The 16,598-nt window shown below is 56.1% G+C and carries 12 protein-coding genes; 11 read left to right on the forward strand and 1 reads right to left on the reverse strand.

Going from position 1 to position 16,598, the window contains the following annotated elements; genetic code table 11:
• Positions 1 to 114 precede the first annotated feature (114 nt).
• The 7 genes from VF709_RS09755 (at position 115) to VF709_RS09785 (ending at position 8,419) form a co-directional block, all read left to right on the forward strand.
• Entirely contained in the window at positions 115 to 2,379 is a 2,265-nt protein-coding gene (locus tag VF709_RS09755; protein ID WP_149896594.1) for a ComEC family protein, read from the forward strand.
• Positions 2,380 to 2,415: 36 nt separating this feature from the next.
• Complete coding sequence (msbA, locus tag VF709_RS09760) at positions 2,416 to 4,164, forward strand: lipid A ABC transporter ATP-binding protein/permease MsbA (RefSeq protein WP_038419027.1); 1,749 nt, start codon at positions 2,416 to 2,418, stop codon at positions 4,162 to 4,164.
• Positions 4,161 to 5,138 (forward strand): tetraacyldisaccharide 4'-kinase, encoded by a 978-nt coding sequence (gene lpxK / locus VF709_RS09765; protein WP_023621028.1) that lies wholly within the window; start codon positions 4,161 to 4,163, stop codon positions 5,136 to 5,138. The genes msbA and lpxK overlap by 4 nt, the downstream gene beginning before the upstream one ends.
• 44 nt (positions 5,139 to 5,182) lie before the next feature.
• The gene (locus tag VF709_RS09770) at positions 5,183 to 6,412 is read left to right on the forward strand and encodes a winged helix-turn-helix domain-containing protein (RefSeq protein WP_440231424.1); all 1,230 of its coding nucleotides are present in this window, start codon (positions 5,183 to 5,185) and stop codon (positions 6,410 to 6,412) included.
• A 45-nt stretch (positions 6,413 to 6,457) separates the two neighbouring features.
• On the forward strand, positions 6,458 to 6,640 hold the full coding sequence (gene ycaR, locus VF709_RS09775) for a protein YcaR (protein WP_013097300.1): 183 nt from the start codon (positions 6,458 to 6,460) through the stop codon (positions 6,638 to 6,640).
• Positions 6,637 to 7,383 (forward strand): 3-deoxy-manno-octulosonate cytidylyltransferase, encoded by a 747-nt coding sequence (gene kdsB / locus VF709_RS09780; protein ID WP_038419029.1) that lies wholly within the window; start codon positions 6,637 to 6,639, stop codon positions 7,381 to 7,383. Before ycaR ends, kdsB begins: the two co-directional genes overlap by 4 nt.
• Positions 7,384 to 7,525: 142 nt before the next feature.
• Positions 7,526 to 8,419 carry a YcbJ family phosphotransferase gene (locus tag VF709_RS09785; protein WP_013097298.1) on the forward strand — a complete coding sequence of 298 codons (894 nt, stop codon included), beginning with the start codon at positions 7,526 to 7,528 and terminating at the stop codon, positions 8,417 to 8,419.
• Here VF709_RS09785 and elyC read toward each other — a convergent pair.
• Positions 8,396 to 9,175, reverse strand: a complete 780-nt coding sequence (elyC, locus tag VF709_RS09790) for an envelope biogenesis factor ElyC (protein ID WP_020689709.1) — start codon at positions 9,173 to 9,175, stop codon at positions 8,396 to 8,398. The two genes, VF709_RS09785 and elyC, sit on opposite strands and share 24 nt — an antisense overlap.
• Positions 9,176 to 9,299: 124 nt before the next feature.
• Between elyC and cmoM the strand changes: the two genes are divergently transcribed.
• Genes cmoM through mukB form a run of 4 tightly spaced genes read left to right on the forward strand, consistent with a single transcriptional unit; the run spans position 9,300 to position 16,538 of the window.
• Positions 9,300 to 10,079 (forward strand): tRNA uridine 5-oxyacetic acid(34) methyltransferase CmoM, encoded by a 780-nt coding sequence (gene cmoM, locus VF709_RS09795; protein ID WP_013097296.1) that lies wholly within the window; start codon positions 9,300 to 9,302, stop codon positions 10,077 to 10,079.
• A gap of 3 nt (positions 10,080 to 10,082) precedes the next feature.
• Positions 10,083 to 11,405 carry a chromosome partition protein MukF gene (mukF, locus tag VF709_RS09800; protein WP_013097295.1) on the forward strand — a complete coding sequence of 441 codons (1,323 nt, stop codon included), beginning with the start codon at positions 10,083 to 10,085 and terminating at the stop codon, positions 11,403 to 11,405.
• Positions 11,386 to 12,090, forward strand: coding sequence for a chromosome partition protein MukE (gene mukE, locus VF709_RS09805; protein WP_013097294.1), 705 nt, complete (start codon positions 11,386 to 11,388; stop codon positions 12,088 to 12,090). The genes mukF and mukE overlap by 20 nt, the downstream gene beginning before the upstream one ends.
• On the forward strand, positions 12,090 to 16,538 hold the full coding sequence (gene mukB / locus VF709_RS09810; protein WP_038419030.1) for a chromosome partition protein MukB: 4,449 nt from the start codon (positions 12,090 to 12,092) through the stop codon (positions 16,536 to 16,538). The genes mukE and mukB overlap by 1 nt, the downstream gene beginning before the upstream one ends.
• Positions 16,539 to 16,598: the final 60 nt, after the last annotated feature.

Consider the following 16,598-nt stretch of genomic DNA (forward strand, 5'->3'; position numbering starts at 1 on the left):
CGTTTTCTGCAAACCGACAAAAACAGTGCAGTGCGCGCTGTAACCTGCATTTTATTCAACTGACGCCTCTCTTCCTCTTCTTACATACTGCCGCCCTGAAACAGGGAGGTCGTAATGGGAATTCCCACACTAAGTCTGTGCGCCATTCTGGCGATAGTGCCGCTACTCTGGTTACCTGAACTACCTGCACGGCATACTGTATGGATCATGGTTGCCGGTGGGTTGGTGCTGGGCTTACAGCGAAGCTTCAGTGTGAAGTGTATCGGTATGGGGTTGTTATTTTGCGCGTGGGGCATTCTGGCAGCGCAGGAAAGCGTCTGGCCGATGCAGCATCTAACCACCGGTGCAGTCAAGGCTGAGGTAGAGATCACCGCCACCGATGGCGCAACAGTCCATCAGGGGAAACTCGTTGCACTTAATGGCAAACGCTGGTGGGCATCGACGGGCATAGTGTTGTATGGCAATTACCTGCCGCAAAAGGCCTGCGCGGGTCAGCGCTGGGCCATGACGCTCAGGCTCAGGCCTGTACACGGTGAACTGAACGACGGGGGATATGATCCTCAGCGAAATGCTTTTGCCCGGCATCAAACGTTGAGCGGACGTTTTACACGGGCAGAAATCATTGATGAACGCTGTAGCTTGCGTGCCCACTATCTGTCATCGCTGCACGACACGCTTTCAGCCTATCGTTGGGGAGCGGTGATCCTGGGGTTGGGGATGGGCGAGCGCCTGGATGTGCCCCGGGAAATAAAAACACTGATGCGTGAGACCGGCACGTCGCATCTGATGGCGATCTCGGGTTTGCACATTGCACTGGCGGCCTCCATCGTCTGGTTGCTTGCCAGGGGTTTACAGTTTTTATTGCCGTGTCAGTGGATCCGCTGGCAGATGCCACTGCTTGCGGGACTGTTTTTTGCGGCCTTCTACGCATGGCTGACGGGTCTGCAGCCGCCTGCATTACGCACGGTCATCGCGCTTGCGGTGCTGGCCGCTCTGCGGATCGGCGCGCGTCAGTGGTCTGCATGGCAGGTCTGGTGTAGCTGTATTGCAGCGATACTCATCGTTGATCCGCTGGCGGTGCTTTCTCAAAGCCTGGCGTTGTCAGCGTTTGCTGTCGCGGCGTTGATTTTCTGGTTTCAGTGGCTGCCACTCCCCAGCTGGCGCTGGACTCGCCGGGTGCGACCCCTGGTAAATTTACTCTATCTGCAGGTTGGGATGTTGCTGCTGCTCCTGCCTTTGCAGGTGTCGATGTTCCATGGCTTCAGCGTCTCTTCGCTGGTGGCCAATCTCTTTGCCGTTCCGCTGGTGACCTTTATCTCGGTTCCGCTGATCCTGCTCGGTATGCTACTGCACCTGCTCCCGCTGGTCTCTCTGGAAACTGGCGTATGGTTTGCGGCAGATAAGTCCCTGGCCGGTTTGTTCTGGCTGCTGCAGCGTCTGCCTGATGGCTGGCAGGACGTCGATGAGCGCTGGCAGTACCTGACATTACTGCCCTGGCTGGCCATTATCGGCTGGCGTTTTCGCTCCTGGAAAAGCATGCCGGCGGTGTGTCTGACAGGAACTGTCGTGCTGGCATCCCCATTCATGCGAACGGAGAAAACCGATAGCTGGACGTTGCATATGCTGGATGTGGGGCAGGGGCTATCAATGGTTATTGAGCGGCAGGGTAAAGCGCTTCTATACGACACCGGTCCCGGCTGGCCTGGGGGAGACAGTGCGCAGCAGTTGATCATTCCTTGGTTACGCTGGCATCACCTGCAACCAGAGGGCGTTATTCTCAGTCACGAGCACCTGGACCATGCAGGTGGTCTGGCATCGCTGCAGGCGGCATGGCCCGGCTTATGGGTACGCAGCCCGCTGGGGTGGGCGCAGCATCTTTCCTGCTTTCGCGGGCAGCAGTGGAAATGGCAGGGGCTAACATTGACCGTTCACTGGCCACCGGCTGGATCCACTGCCCAGGGTAACAATCGCTCCTGCGTGGTTAAAATTGATGACGGTGAGCAGAGTGTTTTGCTGACAGGGGACATTGAAGCGCAAGCGGAACAGGCTATGCTTAGCCATTACTGGCGTTATCTGACGTCAACGGTGATACAGGTGCCGCACCATGGCAGTAATACCTCCTCATCGTTGCCGCTGGTACAACGGGTGGGAGGCGATATCGCGCTGGATTCTGCGGCCCGTTACAATGCGTGGCGATTCCCGTCAGTGAAGGTGGTGAAGCGTTATCGAAAAGAGGGCTATGTCTGGCACGATACCCCACATTCGGGCCAAATATCGGTGACGTTTTCGCAACATGCCTGGCAAATCCGCCGGTTGCGGGAGCAATATTTACCGCGTTGGTATCATCAGTGGTTTGGCGCGCCCGTCGATAACGGGTAGAATATGCGGCTATTTCAACAGATGCTGGTTTTTTGAATGCATAACGACAAAGATCTCTCCACGTGGCAAACCTTCCGCCGACTCTGGCCGATGATTGCACCTTTTAAAGCAGGTTTAATCGTGGCGGGTATAGCGTTAGTTCTCAACGCAGCCAGCGATACTTTTATGTTATCGCTCCTCAAACCGTTACTGGATGACGGTTTTGGTAAAACGGATCGCTCAGTGTTGCTATGGATGCCTCTGGTGGTGATCGGACTGATGATCTTACGCGGTATCACCAGCTATATTTCCAGTTATTGCATCTCCTGGGTGTCAGGAAAAGTGGTCATGACAATGCGCCGTCGGCTGTTCAGCCACATGATGGGCATGCCGGTGGCCTTCTTTGACAAACAATCGACAGGTACGTTGCTGTCACGTATCACCTATGACTCAGAGCAGGTGGCATCTTCTTCCTCCAGCGCACTGATTACCGTTGTGCGTGAAGGTGCGTCAATTATCGGTCTGTTCGTGATGATGTTCTATTACAGCTGGCAGCTGTCGCTGATCCTCATCGTGCTGGCGCCGGTTGTTTCTGTCGCGATCCGCGTCGTCTCAAAGCGTTTTCGCAATATCAGTAAGAATATGCAGAATACGATGGGGCAGGTGACCACCAGCGCTGAGCAGATGCTGAAAGGACATAAAGAGGTGTTGATTTTCGGCGGGCAGGAGGTCGAAACAAAACGCTTCGATAAAGTCAGCAACAAAATGCGTCTGCAGGGGATGAAAATGGTCTCGGCCTCTTCAATCTCTGATCCCATTATTCAGCTGATTGCCTCTCTGGCTCTGGCATTCGTCCTGTATGCGGCGAGCTTCCCGAGCGTAATGGAAACGCTGACGGCGGGGACCATCACCGTTGTGTTCTCTTCCATGATTGCGCTGATGCGTCCGCTGAAGTCGCTGACCAACGTTAACGCCCAGTTCCAGCGCGGGATGGCAGCATGCCAGACGCTGTTCAGCATCCTGGATTCTGAGCAAGAGAAAGACGAAGGTACTCGCGTCATTGAGCGCGCAAAGGGCGATGTCGAATTCCGCAACGTGACCTTCACTTACCCTGGCCGTGAAGTTCCAGCATTACGTAACATCAACCTGACCATTCCGGCAGGCAAAACCGTTGCGCTGGTCGGCCGTTCTGGTTCGGGTAAATCGACGATTGCCAGCCTGATTACCCGTTTCTACGACATCGATCAGGGTGAAATTTTGTTAGACGGTCACGACCTGCGGGAATACACCCTGCAGTCGCTGCGTAACCAGGTTGCGCTGGTGTCTCAGAACGTGCATCTGTTCAACGATACTGTTGCGAACAACATTGCCTATGCGCGCACTGAAGAGTACAGCCGCGATCAGATTGAAGAAGCCGCTCGCATGGCCTATGCCATGGACTTTATTAACAAGATGGACAACGGCCTGGATACCATCATCGGTGAGAATGGGGTTCTGCTCTCCGGTGGTCAACGCCAGCGTATCGCCATCGCCCGTGCACTGCTGCGTAACAGCCCTATTCTGATCCTTGACGAAGCAACCTCTGCTTTGGATACAGAATCTGAACGTGCAATTCAGTCTGCGCTGGATGAACTGCAAAAGAACCGTACATCACTGGTGATTGCGCACCGCCTGTCAACGATTGAACAGGCTGACGAAATCGTCGTTGTGGAGGATGGGGTCATTGTAGAACGCGGTAGCCATACCGATTTACTGGCACAGCGTGGTGTTTACGCTCAGCTCCATAAGATGCAGTTCGGCGAATGATTGCCCGCATCTGGTCCGGTGAGTCCCCGCTGTGGCTGCTGCTTCTGCCGCTCTCCTGGCTGTATGGTCTGGTGAGCGGCATTATTCGTCTGCTTTACCGTCTGGGGCTAAAGCGGGCGTGGCGTGCGCCGGTGCCGGTTGTCGTGGTGGGTAACCTCACGGCAGGGGGGAACGGTAAAACCCCTGTGGTCATCTGGCTGGTTGAGCAACTGCAAAAGCGCGGCATCCGCCCCGGCGTGGTGTCGCGAGGTTACGGCGGCAAAGCGGCGCACTATCCACTGCTCCTGACGCCGGACACGACGACCGCCGAGGCGGGGGATGAGCCGGTATTGATTTATCAGCGTACTGGCGCGCCTGTCGCAGTCTCTCCGGTGCGTAGTGATGCTGTTCAGGCGCTGCTTGCCGAACACGACGTGCAAATAATTATTACCGATGACGGTCTGCAGCATTACGCGCTGGCGCGTGATAAAGAGATTGTGGTCATTGATGGCGTCCGCCGTTTTGGCAACGGCTGGTGGCTGCCTGCAGGCCCCATGCGTGAACGCGCTTCGCGCCTGAAGTCCGTGGATGCGGTGATTGTTAACGGCGGTGCGGCACAGCCGGGGGAGATCCCGATGCAACTCCAGCCAGGCATGGCAATTAACCTGTTGACCGGTGAACGACAGGCCGTTTCCCGGCTACCCGCGCTGGTCGCGATGGCAGGTATTGGTCATCCTCCGCGTTTCTTCGCAACGCTGGAACAGTGTGGTGCCCGCCTTGATAAACGTGTTCCGCTGGCCGATCACCAGGCGCTGGTGGCGGAGCAGGTAGACGCGTTGACAACATCCGGTCAGACATTAATCATGACCGAAAAAGATGCGGTGAAATGCCGCGCTTTTGCGAAAGAAAACTGGTGGTATCTGCCGGTTGACGCTGAACTCAGCGGCGAGCAGCCGGAACACTTGCTCCAGGAACTGATTGCGTTGGTGCATTAAGAGCTTACGCGGTTCTGGTGGCGCTTTGACTGACAGGAAAACGCATGTCTTTACCGCAACTCTCGCTTTCAGCCGCACGTAACTTGCACCTTGCCGCGCAAGGACTTCTTAAAAAGCCCCGTCGCCGCGCGCAGCCTGCCGATATCCTCACTACCGTGCAACGCATGTCGTTGTTGCAAATCGACACCATCAACATTGTGGCTCGTAGCCCCTACCTGGTGCTGTTCAGCCGGCTGGGCAATTATCCGCCTCAGTGGCTCGATGATGCGCTCAGCAAGGGAGAGCTGATGGAATACTGGGCACATGAAGCCTGTTTCCTGCCCCGCAGCGATTTTGCCCTGGTTCGCCACCGTATGCTCGCCCCGGAAAAAATGGGCTGGAAATACCGGCAGGCGTGGATGCACGAGCATGCGGCTGAGATTGAGCAACTCATTGCCCATATCGCGGAAAAGGGGCCAGTACGTTCCGCGGATTTTGAACATCCGCGAAAAGGGGCAAGCGGCTGGTGGGAATGGAAGCCGCACAAGCGTCATCTCGAAGGGGTGTTTACATCAGGCAAGGTGATGGTAGTCGAGCGGCGTAATTTTCAACGGGTGTACGACCTGACGCAGCGGGTGATGCCTCACTGGGACGACGAGCGCGACCTGCTCACACAGGAGGCAGCCGAAGCCGTCATGCTTGAAAACAGCGCCCGCAGTCTGGGTATTTTCCGTCCGCAATGGCTGGCCGATTATTACCGTCTCCGACAGCCCGCGCTGAAACCGTTGCTGGATAACTGGCAGCGTGAACAGCGGGTTATCCCGGTCTCTGTAGAGAAGTTGGGCGATATGTGGCTGCATGCGGATTTACTCGCGCTGCTGCCACAAGCTGAAGCAGGTAAACTTCAGGCAACCCATAGCGCGGTGCTGTCACCTTTTGATCCGGTGGTCTGGGACAGAAAACGGGCCGAGCAGCTGTTTGATTTCAGCTACCGGCTGGAGTGCTACACTCCCGCGCCAAAGCGCCAGTACGGTTACTTTGTTTTGCCCCTGCTGCACAAGGGACAACTGGTAGGGCGCATGGATGCCAAAATGCACCGTAAAACCGGCACGCTAGAGGTCATTGCGCTGTATCTGGAAGAGGGCGTCAGGATAACCGTGACCCTGGAAAAAGGGTTAACATCCGCCATCAATGATTTCGCCTGCTGGCAGAAGGCCTGCGAAGTGACGCTGGGCCGGGTGCCTGACGGGCTCTTTACATCCTGTCGAAGTGGCTGGGAAACAGGCACGCCCTGAAAAGGGAATGTGATAAGCTTTAGCGATTACCCATACGGAGGAACTATGGATCACCGTTTACTTGAAATTATTGCCTGCCCGGTGTGCAACGGCAAACTCTACTATAGCCAGGACAAACAAGAGCTGATTTGCAAACCGGACAGCCTGGCTTTCCCGCTGCGTGACGGGATTCCGGTACTGCTGGAAAACGAAGCCCGCTCCCTGGTGGCTGAAGAGAGCAAACCATGAGCTTTGTTGTCATTATTCCTGCCCGTTACGCCTCAACGCGCCTGCCGGGTAAGCCGCTGGTAGATATCAACGGCAAGCCAATGATTGTGCATGTCCTTGAACGCGCCCGTGAGTCCGGCGCTGACCGTATTATCGTGGCCACCGATCATCCTGATGTTGCGCGTGCGGTTGAAGCCGCAGGCGGGGAAGTATGCATTACCCGCGCCGATCACCAGTCTGGTACTGAACGACTGGCTGAAGTGGTTGAGAAATGCGCATTCAGCGACGATACGGTAATCGTTAACGTGCAGGGCGACGAGCCGATGATCCCGGCGGCGATTATTCGTCAGGTGGCGGAAAACCTGGCGCAGCGTCAGGTTGGCATGGCAACTCTCGCGGTACCTATCCACCACGCGGAAGAAGCGTTCAACCCGAACGCGGTGAAGGTTGTGACGGATGCGGAGGGCTATGCGCTCTATTTCTCCCGTGCCACCATCCCGTGGGATCGCGATCGCTTTGCGGTGTCCAAAGAGACCATTGGCGATACCTTCCTGCGCCATATTGGCATCTACGGCTATCGCGCGGGCTTTATTCGCCGGTATGTAACCTGGACACCGAGTCCGCTGGAGCATATTGAAATGCTGGAACAGCTTCGTGTGCTCTGGTACGGCGAAAAGATCCACGTTGCCGTCGCCGAAGAGGTGCCTGGTACAGGCGTAGACACCCCAGAAGATCTTGAGCGCGTTCGCGCTGAATTGCGTTAATCCTTGCGGCATCCCTCTTTTGGGAGGGATGCACTCCGCCGTTTATTTTCTCTTATCTTTTCCATAATTGATCTCCGAAGGGTGACATCTGCGTCCTGCGCGCTCATTATAAAAGCAGTAGTCTTAATGGGGGTAATCTCATATGGAACAGCTGCGTGCCGAACTGAGTCACCTGCTTGGCGAGAAGTTAAGCCGGGTGGAATGTGTAAGTGAAAAGGCAGATACCGCGCTCTGGTCGTTGTACGACAGTCAGGGAAACCCAATGCCGCTGATGGCCCGAAGCTTTACCTCGCCGGGTGTAGCCAGGCAGCTCGCCTGGAAAATTTCAATGCTCGCGCGGCAAGGAACCGTGCGTATGCCGACGGTTTATGGGGTGATGACGCATGAAGAGCACCCCGGTCCGGATGTTCTGCTGATTGAGCGTTTACGCGGAGTATCCGTTGAAGCCCCGGCGCGTACACCGGAGCGCTGGGAACAGCTGAAAGACCAGATTGTGGAGGCTCTGCTGGCCTGGCACCGGCAGGATAGCCGTGGCCTTGTGGGACCCGTCGACAGCACTCAGGAAAATCTCTGGCCGCTGTGGTATCGCCAGCGGGTGGAGGTGCTGTGGGGAACGCTTAATCAGTTCAACAACACCGGCTTGACCATGCAGGATAAACGTATCCTGTTCCGCACCCGGGAGTGTTTACCGGCGCTGTTTGAGGGCTTTAACGACAACTGCGTGTTGATACACGGTAATTTTACCCTGCGTAGCATGCTTAAAGATTCTCGTAGCGATCAGCTTCTGGCGATGCTGGGGCCAGGGGTCATGCTCTGGGCTCCGCGCGAGTATGACCTGTTCAGGCTCAGCGATAGCGCGGCCGCTGAAGGCTTGCTGTGGCACTATCTGCAGCGCGCGCCCGTTGCGGAGGCGTTTCTCTGGCGGCGCTGGCTTTATTTATTGTGGGATGAAGTGGCGCAGTTGGTGAATACCGGACGTTTCAACCGCGCCAACTTTGACCTTGCGACAAAATCACTCCTGCCCTGGCTCGCCTGAGGAGCCTTTCAGCCACTGCCAGACGCGTCCCAGCGTCTCATAGCCGACGCGATCGCTATGCATCAACCACATCGGGGACGGGATCACCCGTTCCCATGGGTTTAGCGGGGCGTTGATGGCCATCTGGTTCGCCGGCGCGGGAAGCGGGTGCAGACCTTGTTTTTCGAAGAAAATCATTGCCCTTGGCAGATGCGAAGCAGATGTAACCAGTAAGAACGGAACATCGCCAATAGCCTGTTTCACCGCCGCGGCTTCTTCTTCGGTATCTTTCGGACTGTCCAGCGTGATAATAGCGGAGCGCGGCACACCGAGGGATTCCGCCACCCTGGCGCCGGCTTCAGCCGTGCTGACCGGGTTGGTTTTGGCTGGCGCGCCAGTGAAGATCATTTTCGATCCCGGATTAGCCAGCCACAGGCGAATACCTTCGTTCAGGCGCGGCAGGCTGTTATTGATCAGGTTAGAGCTGGGGGCCCAGTTTGGATCCCAGGTATACCCACCGCCCAGCACCACGATGTACTCGACCTTCTGGTTTCCCTGCCAGGTTGGGTAGGTGTTTTCGATGGGACGTAACAGTTTGTCTGCGACGGGTTGCAGGCTCAGCAGCAGCAGTACCAGCCAGCCGAAGGTGATCAGCGTTTTGCCACTTTTCTGAAAGCGACTAAACCACACCAGCCCCAGCCCCAGCGCGATGATGAGCAGCAGTAGCGGAAGGGGAAGCATCATGCCTCCAATGTATTTCTTCAGGGTAAAAAGCATCCTTTTTGGTTCCTTTTTTAACCATATAGCAGGCGAATACCCGTGATATTACACCAGAGAGGTTCATTCTCCGCGCGGGTGTGACAAAATAGCGGTTTTGCAGTTAGCGAGTGGAACTCTCCCAATGCGGGATCGCAATTTTGATGACATCGCGGAAAAGTTTTCGCGCAACATATACGGCACCACAAAAGGGCAGTTACGTCAGACGATCCTCTGGCAGGATCTGGACACCATTCTGGCCACGTATGGCGGTCAAACGTTGCGCGTGCTTGACGCCGGAGGCGGTGAAGGGCAGACGGCCATAAAAATGGCTGAGCGCGGTCATCACGTCACACTTTGCGATCTTTCTGCTGAGATGGTTGCGCGTGCCACGCGTGCAGCAGAGGAGAAAGGTGTGAGCGACAACATGCATTTTGTACAATGCGCCGCTCAGGACATCGCACAGCATTTGGAAACCCAGGTTGATCTGATATTGTTTCATGCGGTGCTGGAATGGGTAGCCGATCCGTTAAGCGTGTTACAAACCCTGTGGTCGATGCTACGCCCGGGCGGTACGCTGTCGCTGATGTTCTACAATGCTAACGGCTTCCTGATGCACAACATGGTTGCGGGCAACTTCGACTATGTTCAGGTCGGAATGCCGAAAAAGAAAAAGCGCACGCTTTCCCCGGACTATCCGCGCGATCCCCAGCAGGTTTACGGCTGGCTGGAAGAGATTGGCTGGCAGATAACCGGGAAGACGGGCGTCAGGGTGTTTCATGATTATCTGCGTGAAAAACACAAACAGCGTGACTGTTTTGACACCTTAACAGAATTAGAAACGCGGTATTGCCGTCAGGAACCGTTTATCAGTCTTGGCCGCTATATTCACGTCACCGCGCACAAGCCGCAGATGCAAGGATAACCTATGAGTGAATTTTCCCAGACAGTCCCCGAACTGGTTGCCTGGGCCAGGAAAAATGATTTCTCCATCTCGCTGCCGGTAGACAGACTCTCTTTCCTGCTGGCGGTTGCCACGTTGAACGGCGAACGGCTCGATGGCGAAATGAGCGAGGGTGAACTGGTGGATGCGTTCCGCCATGTGAGTGATGCGTTTGAGCAAACCAGCGAAACCATTAGCGTGCGTGCCAACAACGCAATCAACGATATGGTGCGTCAACGTCTGCTGAACCGCTTTACCAGCGAGCAGGCGGAAGGTAACGCCATTTATCGACTGACGCCACTGGGCATCGGCATTACCGATTACTACATCCGCCAGCGTGAGTTTTCCACGCTGCGTCTTTCCATGCAGCTCTCGATTGTGGCGGGTGAACTCAAGCGTGCAGCCGATGCCGCGGATGAAAACGGTGATGAATTCCACTGGCACCGCAACGTCTACGCGCCGCTGAAATATTCGGTAGCGGAGATTTTTGACAGTATCGATCTGACCCAACGTCTGATGGACGAACAGCAGCAGCAGGTGAAAGATGATATCGCGCAGCTGCTGAATAAAGACTGGCGTGCGGCCATCTCCAGCTGTGAACTGCTGCTGTCGGAAACTTCCGGCACGCTGCGTGAACTGCAGGATACGCTGGAAGCCGCAGGCGATAAGCTCCAGGCCAACCTGCTGCGCATTCAAGATGCGACCATGGCACATGACGATCTGCATTTTATCGACCGTCTGGTCTTTGATTTGCAGAGCAAGCTCGATCGCATCATTAGCTGGGGCCAGCAATCGATTGACCTGTGGATCGGTTACGATCGTCATGTACATAAATTTATCCGTACCGCTATCGATATGGATAAAAACCGCGTCTTTGCTCAGCGTCTGCGTCAGTCTGTTCAAACCTACTTCGATGCGCCGTGGGCGCTAACCTATGCCAATGCCGATCGTCTGCTCGATATGCGTGACGAAGAGATGGCGCTGCGTGATGAAGAGGTAACCGGTGAGCTGCCACCGGATCTGGAGTACGAAGAATTCAACGAAATTCGTGAGCAACTTGCGGCCATGATCGAAGAACAGCTCGCTGTCTACAAAACCAGACAGGTACCGCTGGATCTTGGTCTCGTGGTGCGCGACTATCTGGCGCAATATCCTCGCGCGCGCCACTTCGACGTTGCCCGCATTGTGGTAGACCAGGCGGTTCGCCTGGGTATCGCGCAAGCAGATTTCACCGGACTGCCGCCGAAGTGGCAGCCGATTAACGATTACGGAGCCAAGGTACAGGCGCATGTCATTGACAAATATTGAACAAGTGATGCCATTAAAGCTGGCACAGGCGCTGGCGAATCCGTTATTTCCGGCGCTGGACAGCCAGCTGCGTGCCGGTCGTCATATTGGCCTCGACGAGCTGGATAATCACGCCTTTTTGATGGACTTCCAGGAGTATCTGGAAGAGTTTTACGCACGCTATAACGTTGAGCTTATCCGCGCGCCGGAAGGTTTCTTCTACCTGCGTCCGCGTTCCACCACGCTTATTCCGCGCTCCGTGCTTTCCGAGCTGGATATGATGGTCGGCAAAATTCTGTGCTACCTCTACCTCAGCCCGGAACGTCTGGCAAATGAAGGGATCTTCACCCAGCAGGAGCTTTACGATGAGCTGTTGACGCTGGCAGACGAAAGCAAGCTACTGAAGCTTGTGAACAACCGTTCAACAGGGTCGGATCTCGATCGTCAGAAATTGCAGGAAAAAGTTCGCTCTTCTCTGAACCGTCTGCGTCGTCTGGGGATGGTCTGGTTTATGGGCCACGACAGCAGCAAATTCCGCATTACGGAATCTGTTTTCCGCTTCGGTGCCGACGTGCGTGCGGGCGACGACGCGCGTGAAGCGCAGCTTCGCATGATCCGCGACGGTGAGGCGATGCCGGTGGAAAACCATTTGCAGCTCAATGACGAGCCTGAAGACAATCAGCCGGATAGCGGGGAGGAAGAGTAATGATTGAACGCGGTAAATTTCGCTCACTAACGCTGATTAACTGGAACGGCTTTTTTGCCCGAACCTTTGATCTCGATGAGCTGGTGACAACGCTCTCCGGCGGTAACGGTGCGGGTAAATCCACCACCATGGCGGCCTTTGTGACGGCGCTGATCCCTGATTTGACGCTGCTGCACTTCCGTAACACCACCGAAGCGGGCGCGACAAGCGGCTCCCGCGATAAAGGCCTGCACGGTAAGCTCAAAGCTGGCGTCTGTTATTCGGTGCTGGATGTGATCAACTCCCGTCACCAGCGAGTGGTGGTGGGCGTGCGTCTGCAGCAGGTCGCCGGTCGCGATCGAAAAGTGGATATCAAACCGTTCGCGATTCAGGGGCTGCCAACCTCAATGCAGCCAACGGCGCTGCTGACGGAAACGCTCAATGAGCGCCAGGCGCGCGTACTGACGCTGCAGGAGCTGAAAGACAAGCTCGAAGCTATCGAAGGCGTGCAGTTCAAGCAGTTCAACTCAATTACCGATTACCACTCCCTGATGTTCGATCTGGGGGTGGTGGCGCGTCGTCTGCGTACCGCATCCGACCGCAGCAAATATTACCGTCTGATTGAAGCCTCCCTGTACGGTGGGATCTCCAGCGCCATTACCCGCTCCCTGCGCGACTACCTGTTGCCGGAAAACAGCGGAGTGCGTAAGGCCTTCCAGGACATGGAAGCCGCGCTGCGTGAAAACCGCATGACGCTGGAAGCGATTCGCGTTACCCAGTCTGACCGCGATCTGTTTAAACACCTGATCAGTGAAGCCACCAACTATGTGGCGGCGGATTATATGCGTCACGCCAACGAGCGCCGCGTGCATCTCGATCAGGCATTAGAGTACCGCCGCGAGCTGTTCACCTCCCGTAAACAGCTGGTGGCCGAGCAGTATAAGCACGTTGAAATGGCCCGTGAACTGGGCGAACACAACGGGGCTGAGGGCGATCTGGAAGCCGATTATCAGGCCGCCAGCGATCATCTGAACCTGGTTCAGACCGCGCTGCGTCAGCAGGAAAAAATCGAGCGCTACGAAGCCGATCTCGATGAACTGCAAATTCGTCTCGAAGAGCAAAACGAAGTGGTGGCCGAAGCTGCCGACATGCAGGAAGAGAACGAAGCGCGTGCCGAAGCCGCCGAACTGGAAGTGGATGAACTGAAAAGCCAGCTCGCCGATTACCAGCAGGCGCTGGACGTGCAGCAGACGCGAGCGATTCAGTACAACCAGGCCCTGCAGGCATTGCAGCGTGCGAAAGAGCTATGCCATCTGCCTGACCTGACGCCGGACAGCGCCGATGAATGGCTGGACACCTTCCAGGCGAAAGAGCAGGAAGCCACGGAAAAACTGCTCTCTCTGGAACAGAAAATGAGCGTCGCGCAGACCGCGCACAGCCAGTTTGAACAAGCTTATCAGCTGGTGGTGGCGATTAACGGCCCGCTGGCGCGAAACGAAGCGTGGGACGTAGCCCGCGAGTTGCTGCGCGACGGCGTCAACCAGCGTCATCTGGCTGAGCAGGTGCAACCGCTGCGTATGCGTCTGAACGAGCTGGAGCAGCGTCTGCGCGAGCAGCAGGAGGCCGAGCGTCTGCTGGCCGAGTTCTGTAAGCGTCAGGGTAAACATTATGATATTGACGATCTTGAGGCTCTGCACCAGGAGCTTGAAGCCCGTATCGCCGCCCTTTCCGATACAGTATCCAGCGCCAGCGAACAGCGGATGACGCTGCGTCAGGAGCTGGAGCAGCTTCAGTCCCGCTCGCAGACGCTGTTGCAACGCGCACCCGTCTGGCTGGCGGCGCAAAGCAGCCTGAACCAGCTCAGCGAACAGTGCGGTGAAACGTTCGAATCCAGCCAGGAAGTGACCGAATATCTGCAACAGCTGCTGGAGCGCGAGCGCGAGGCGATTGTTGAGCGTGATGAAGTTGGCGCGCGCAAGCGCGAGGTTGACGAAGAGATTGAACGCTTAAGCCAGCCGGGCGGTGCGGAAGATGCCCGCCTGAATACGCTGGCGGAGCGTTTCGGTGGCGTACTGCTGTCAGAAATTTATGATGACGTGGGTCTGGACGATGCGCCGTATTTCTCCGCGCTGTATGGCCCGTCGCGTAACGCGATTGTGGTGCCGGATCTGTCTCAGATTGCCGAACAGCTCGAAGGGCTGGAAGATTGCCCGGAAGATCTCTATCTGATCGAAGGGGATCCGCAATCGTTCGATGACAGCGTGTTCAGCGTTGACGAGCTGGAAAAAGCGGTAGTGGTGAAAATCGCTGACCGTCAGTGGCGTTACTCGCGCTTCCCGGAACTTCCTCTGTTTGGCCGCGCCGCGCGTGAAAGCCGTATTGAGAGCCTGCACGCTGAGCGTGAAACGCTGTCTGAACGTTTTGCGACGCTGTCGTTTGACGTGCAGAAAACCCAGCGCCTGCATCAGGCATTTAGCCGCTTTATCGGTAGCCATCTGGGAGTGGCCTTTGAGGCTGACCCGGAAGCGGAAATTCGCAAGCTCAACACCCGCCGTGGCGAGCTTGAGCGCGCAATTGCCAGCCATGAAAATGACAACCAGCAGAGCCGCGTTCAGTTTGAACAGGCGAAAGAGGGCGTTGCTGCCCTGAACCGCATTCTGCCGCGTCTGAATCTGCTGGCGGATGATACGCTCGCTGACCGTGTGGATGAAATCCAGGAACGTCTGGATGAAGCGCAGGAGGCTGCGCGCTTCGTGCAGCAACACGGTAATCAGCTGGCGAAGCTGGAGCCGGTCGTTTCGGTGCTTCAGAGCGATCCAGAGCAGTTTGAGCAGCTAAAAGAAGATTATGCCTGGTCCCAGCAGGTGCAGCGTGAAGCACGCCAGCAGGCGTTTGCCCTGACGGAAGTGGTGCAGCGTCGCGCTCACTTCGGCTACTCTGACTCGGCGGAAATGCTGAGCGGTAACAGCGATCTGAACGAGAAATTACGCCAGCGCCTTGAGCAGGCTGAAGCGGAACGTACGCGTGCCCGTGAAGCGATGCGTAGCCACGCGGCCCAGTTGAACCAGTACAACCAGGTTCTGGCCTCGCTAAAAAGCTCCTTTGATACCAAGAAAGAGCTGTTAAACGATCTGCAAAAAGAGCTGCAGGACATCGGCGTCCGTGCCGACAGCGGGGCAGAAGAGCGGGCGCGTGTTCGTCGTGATGAGCTGCATGCCCAGCTGAGCAATAACCGTGCGCGTCGTAATCAGCTGGAAAAAGCGCTGACCTTCTGTGAAGCGGAGATGGATAACCTGACCCGCCGCCTGCGCAAGCTGGAGCGCGACTATCACGAAATGCGCGAGCAGGTGGTATCTGCGAAGGCAGGCTGGTGCGCGGTGATGCGCATGGTGAAAGATAATAATGTTGAACGCCGTCTGCATCGTCGTGAACTGGCGTACCTCTCTGCGGATGAACTGCGATCGATGTCGGATAAGGCGTTGGGTGCGCTGCGTCTGGCGGTGGCAGATAACGAACATCTGCGCGATGTGCTGCGTATGTCTGAAGATCCGAAGCGTCCTGAGCGTAAAATTCAGTTCTTCGTGGCGGTATACCAGCATCTGCGTGAGCGTATTCGTCAGGACATCATCCGTACCGACGATCCGGTCGAAGCCATTGAACAAATGGAAATTGAACTGGGGCGCCTGACGGAAGAGCTGACCTCCCGTGAACAGAAGCTGGCTATCAGCTCCCGTAGCGTGGCGAACATCATCCGCAAGACCATTCAGCGCGAGCAGAACCGTATTCGCCAGCTGAACCAGGGTCTGCAGAGCGTATCGTTTGGTCAGGTGAACAGCGTACGTCTGAATGTAAACGTCCGTGAAGCGCACTCTACGCTGCTGGATGTGCTCTCTGAGCAGCATGAACAGCATCAGGATCTGTTTAACAGCAACCGTCTGACCTTCTCCGAAGCGCTGGCGAAGCTGTATCAGCGTCTGAATCCGCAGATTGATATGGGGCAACGTACGCCGCAAACCATCGGTGAAGAGCTGCTGGATTACCGTAACTACCTGGAGATGGAAGTTGAGGTTAACCGTGGTTCAGATGGCTGGCTGCGTGCGGAATCCGGGGCGCTGTCGACCGGTGAAGCTATCGGTACCGGGATGTCGATTCTGGTGATGGTGGTGCAGAGCTGGGAAGATGAAGCGCGTCGTCTGCGCGGCAAAGATATTTCCCCATGCCGTCTGCTGTTCCTTGATGAGGCAGCGCGTCTGGATGCCCGCTCTATCGCCACGCTGTTTGAGCTCTGCGAACGTCTGGATATGCAGCTCATTATTGCGGCACCAGAAAATATTAGTCCGGAAAAAGGCACAACCTATAAACTGGTGCGTAAAGTGTTCCAGAACAGCGAGCACGTTCATGTTGTAGGCCTGCGTGGCTTTGCTCCGCAGCCGCCGGAGTCCTTACCGGGCACAGCAGACGCCTCCTGAAGCGTGTTGTTACAAAGTGCGGCGCATTAGCGCCGCTTTTTTTTACGCTTAACTTATGCT

This window comes from Enterobacter sp. Lyrl_3 (assembly GCF_051948675.1).
Taxonomy (GTDB): Bacteria; Pseudomonadota; Gammaproteobacteria; order Enterobacterales; family Enterobacteriaceae; genus Enterobacter; species Enterobacter cloacae.

Excerpts from the sequence above, each read along its gene's own strand:
- VF709_RS09755 (WP_149896594.1), top strand. The coding sequence starts at position 115 with ATGGGAATTCCCACACTAAGTCTGTGCGCCATTCTGGCGATAGTGCCG.
- msbA (WP_038419027.1), top strand. The coding sequence starts at position 2,416 with ATGCATAACGACAAAGATCTCTCCACGTGGCAAACCTTCCGCCGACTC.
- lpxK (WP_023621028.1), top strand. The coding sequence starts at position 4,161 with ATGATTGCCCGCATCTGGTCCGGTGAGTCCCCGCTGTGGCTGCTGCTT.
- VF709_RS09770 (WP_440231424.1), top strand. The coding sequence starts at position 5,183 with ATGTCTTTACCGCAACTCTCGCTTTCAGCCGCACGTAACTTGCACCTT.
- ycaR (WP_013097300.1), top strand. The coding sequence starts at position 6,458 with ATGGATCACCGTTTACTTGAAATTATTGCCTGCCCGGTGTGCAACGGC.
- kdsB (WP_038419029.1), top strand. The coding sequence starts at position 6,637 with ATGAGCTTTGTTGTCATTATTCCTGCCCGTTACGCCTCAACGCGCCTG.
- VF709_RS09785 (WP_013097298.1), top strand. The coding sequence starts at position 7,526 with ATGGAACAGCTGCGTGCCGAACTGAGTCACCTGCTTGGCGAGAAGTTA.
- elyC (WP_020689709.1), bottom strand. The coding sequence starts at position 9,175 with ATGCTTTTTACCCTGAAGAAATACATTGGAGGCATGATGCTTCCCCTT.
- cmoM (WP_013097296.1), top strand. The coding sequence starts at position 9,300 with ATGCGGGATCGCAATTTTGATGACATCGCGGAAAAGTTTTCGCGCAAC.
- mukF (WP_013097295.1), top strand. The coding sequence starts at position 10,083 with ATGAGTGAATTTTCCCAGACAGTCCCCGAACTGGTTGCCTGGGCCAGG.
- mukE (WP_013097294.1), top strand. The coding sequence starts at position 11,386 with ATGTCATTGACAAATATTGAACAAGTGATGCCATTAAAGCTGGCACAG.
- mukB (WP_038419030.1), top strand. The coding sequence starts at position 12,090 with ATGATTGAACGCGGTAAATTTCGCTCACTAACGCTGATTAACTGGAAC.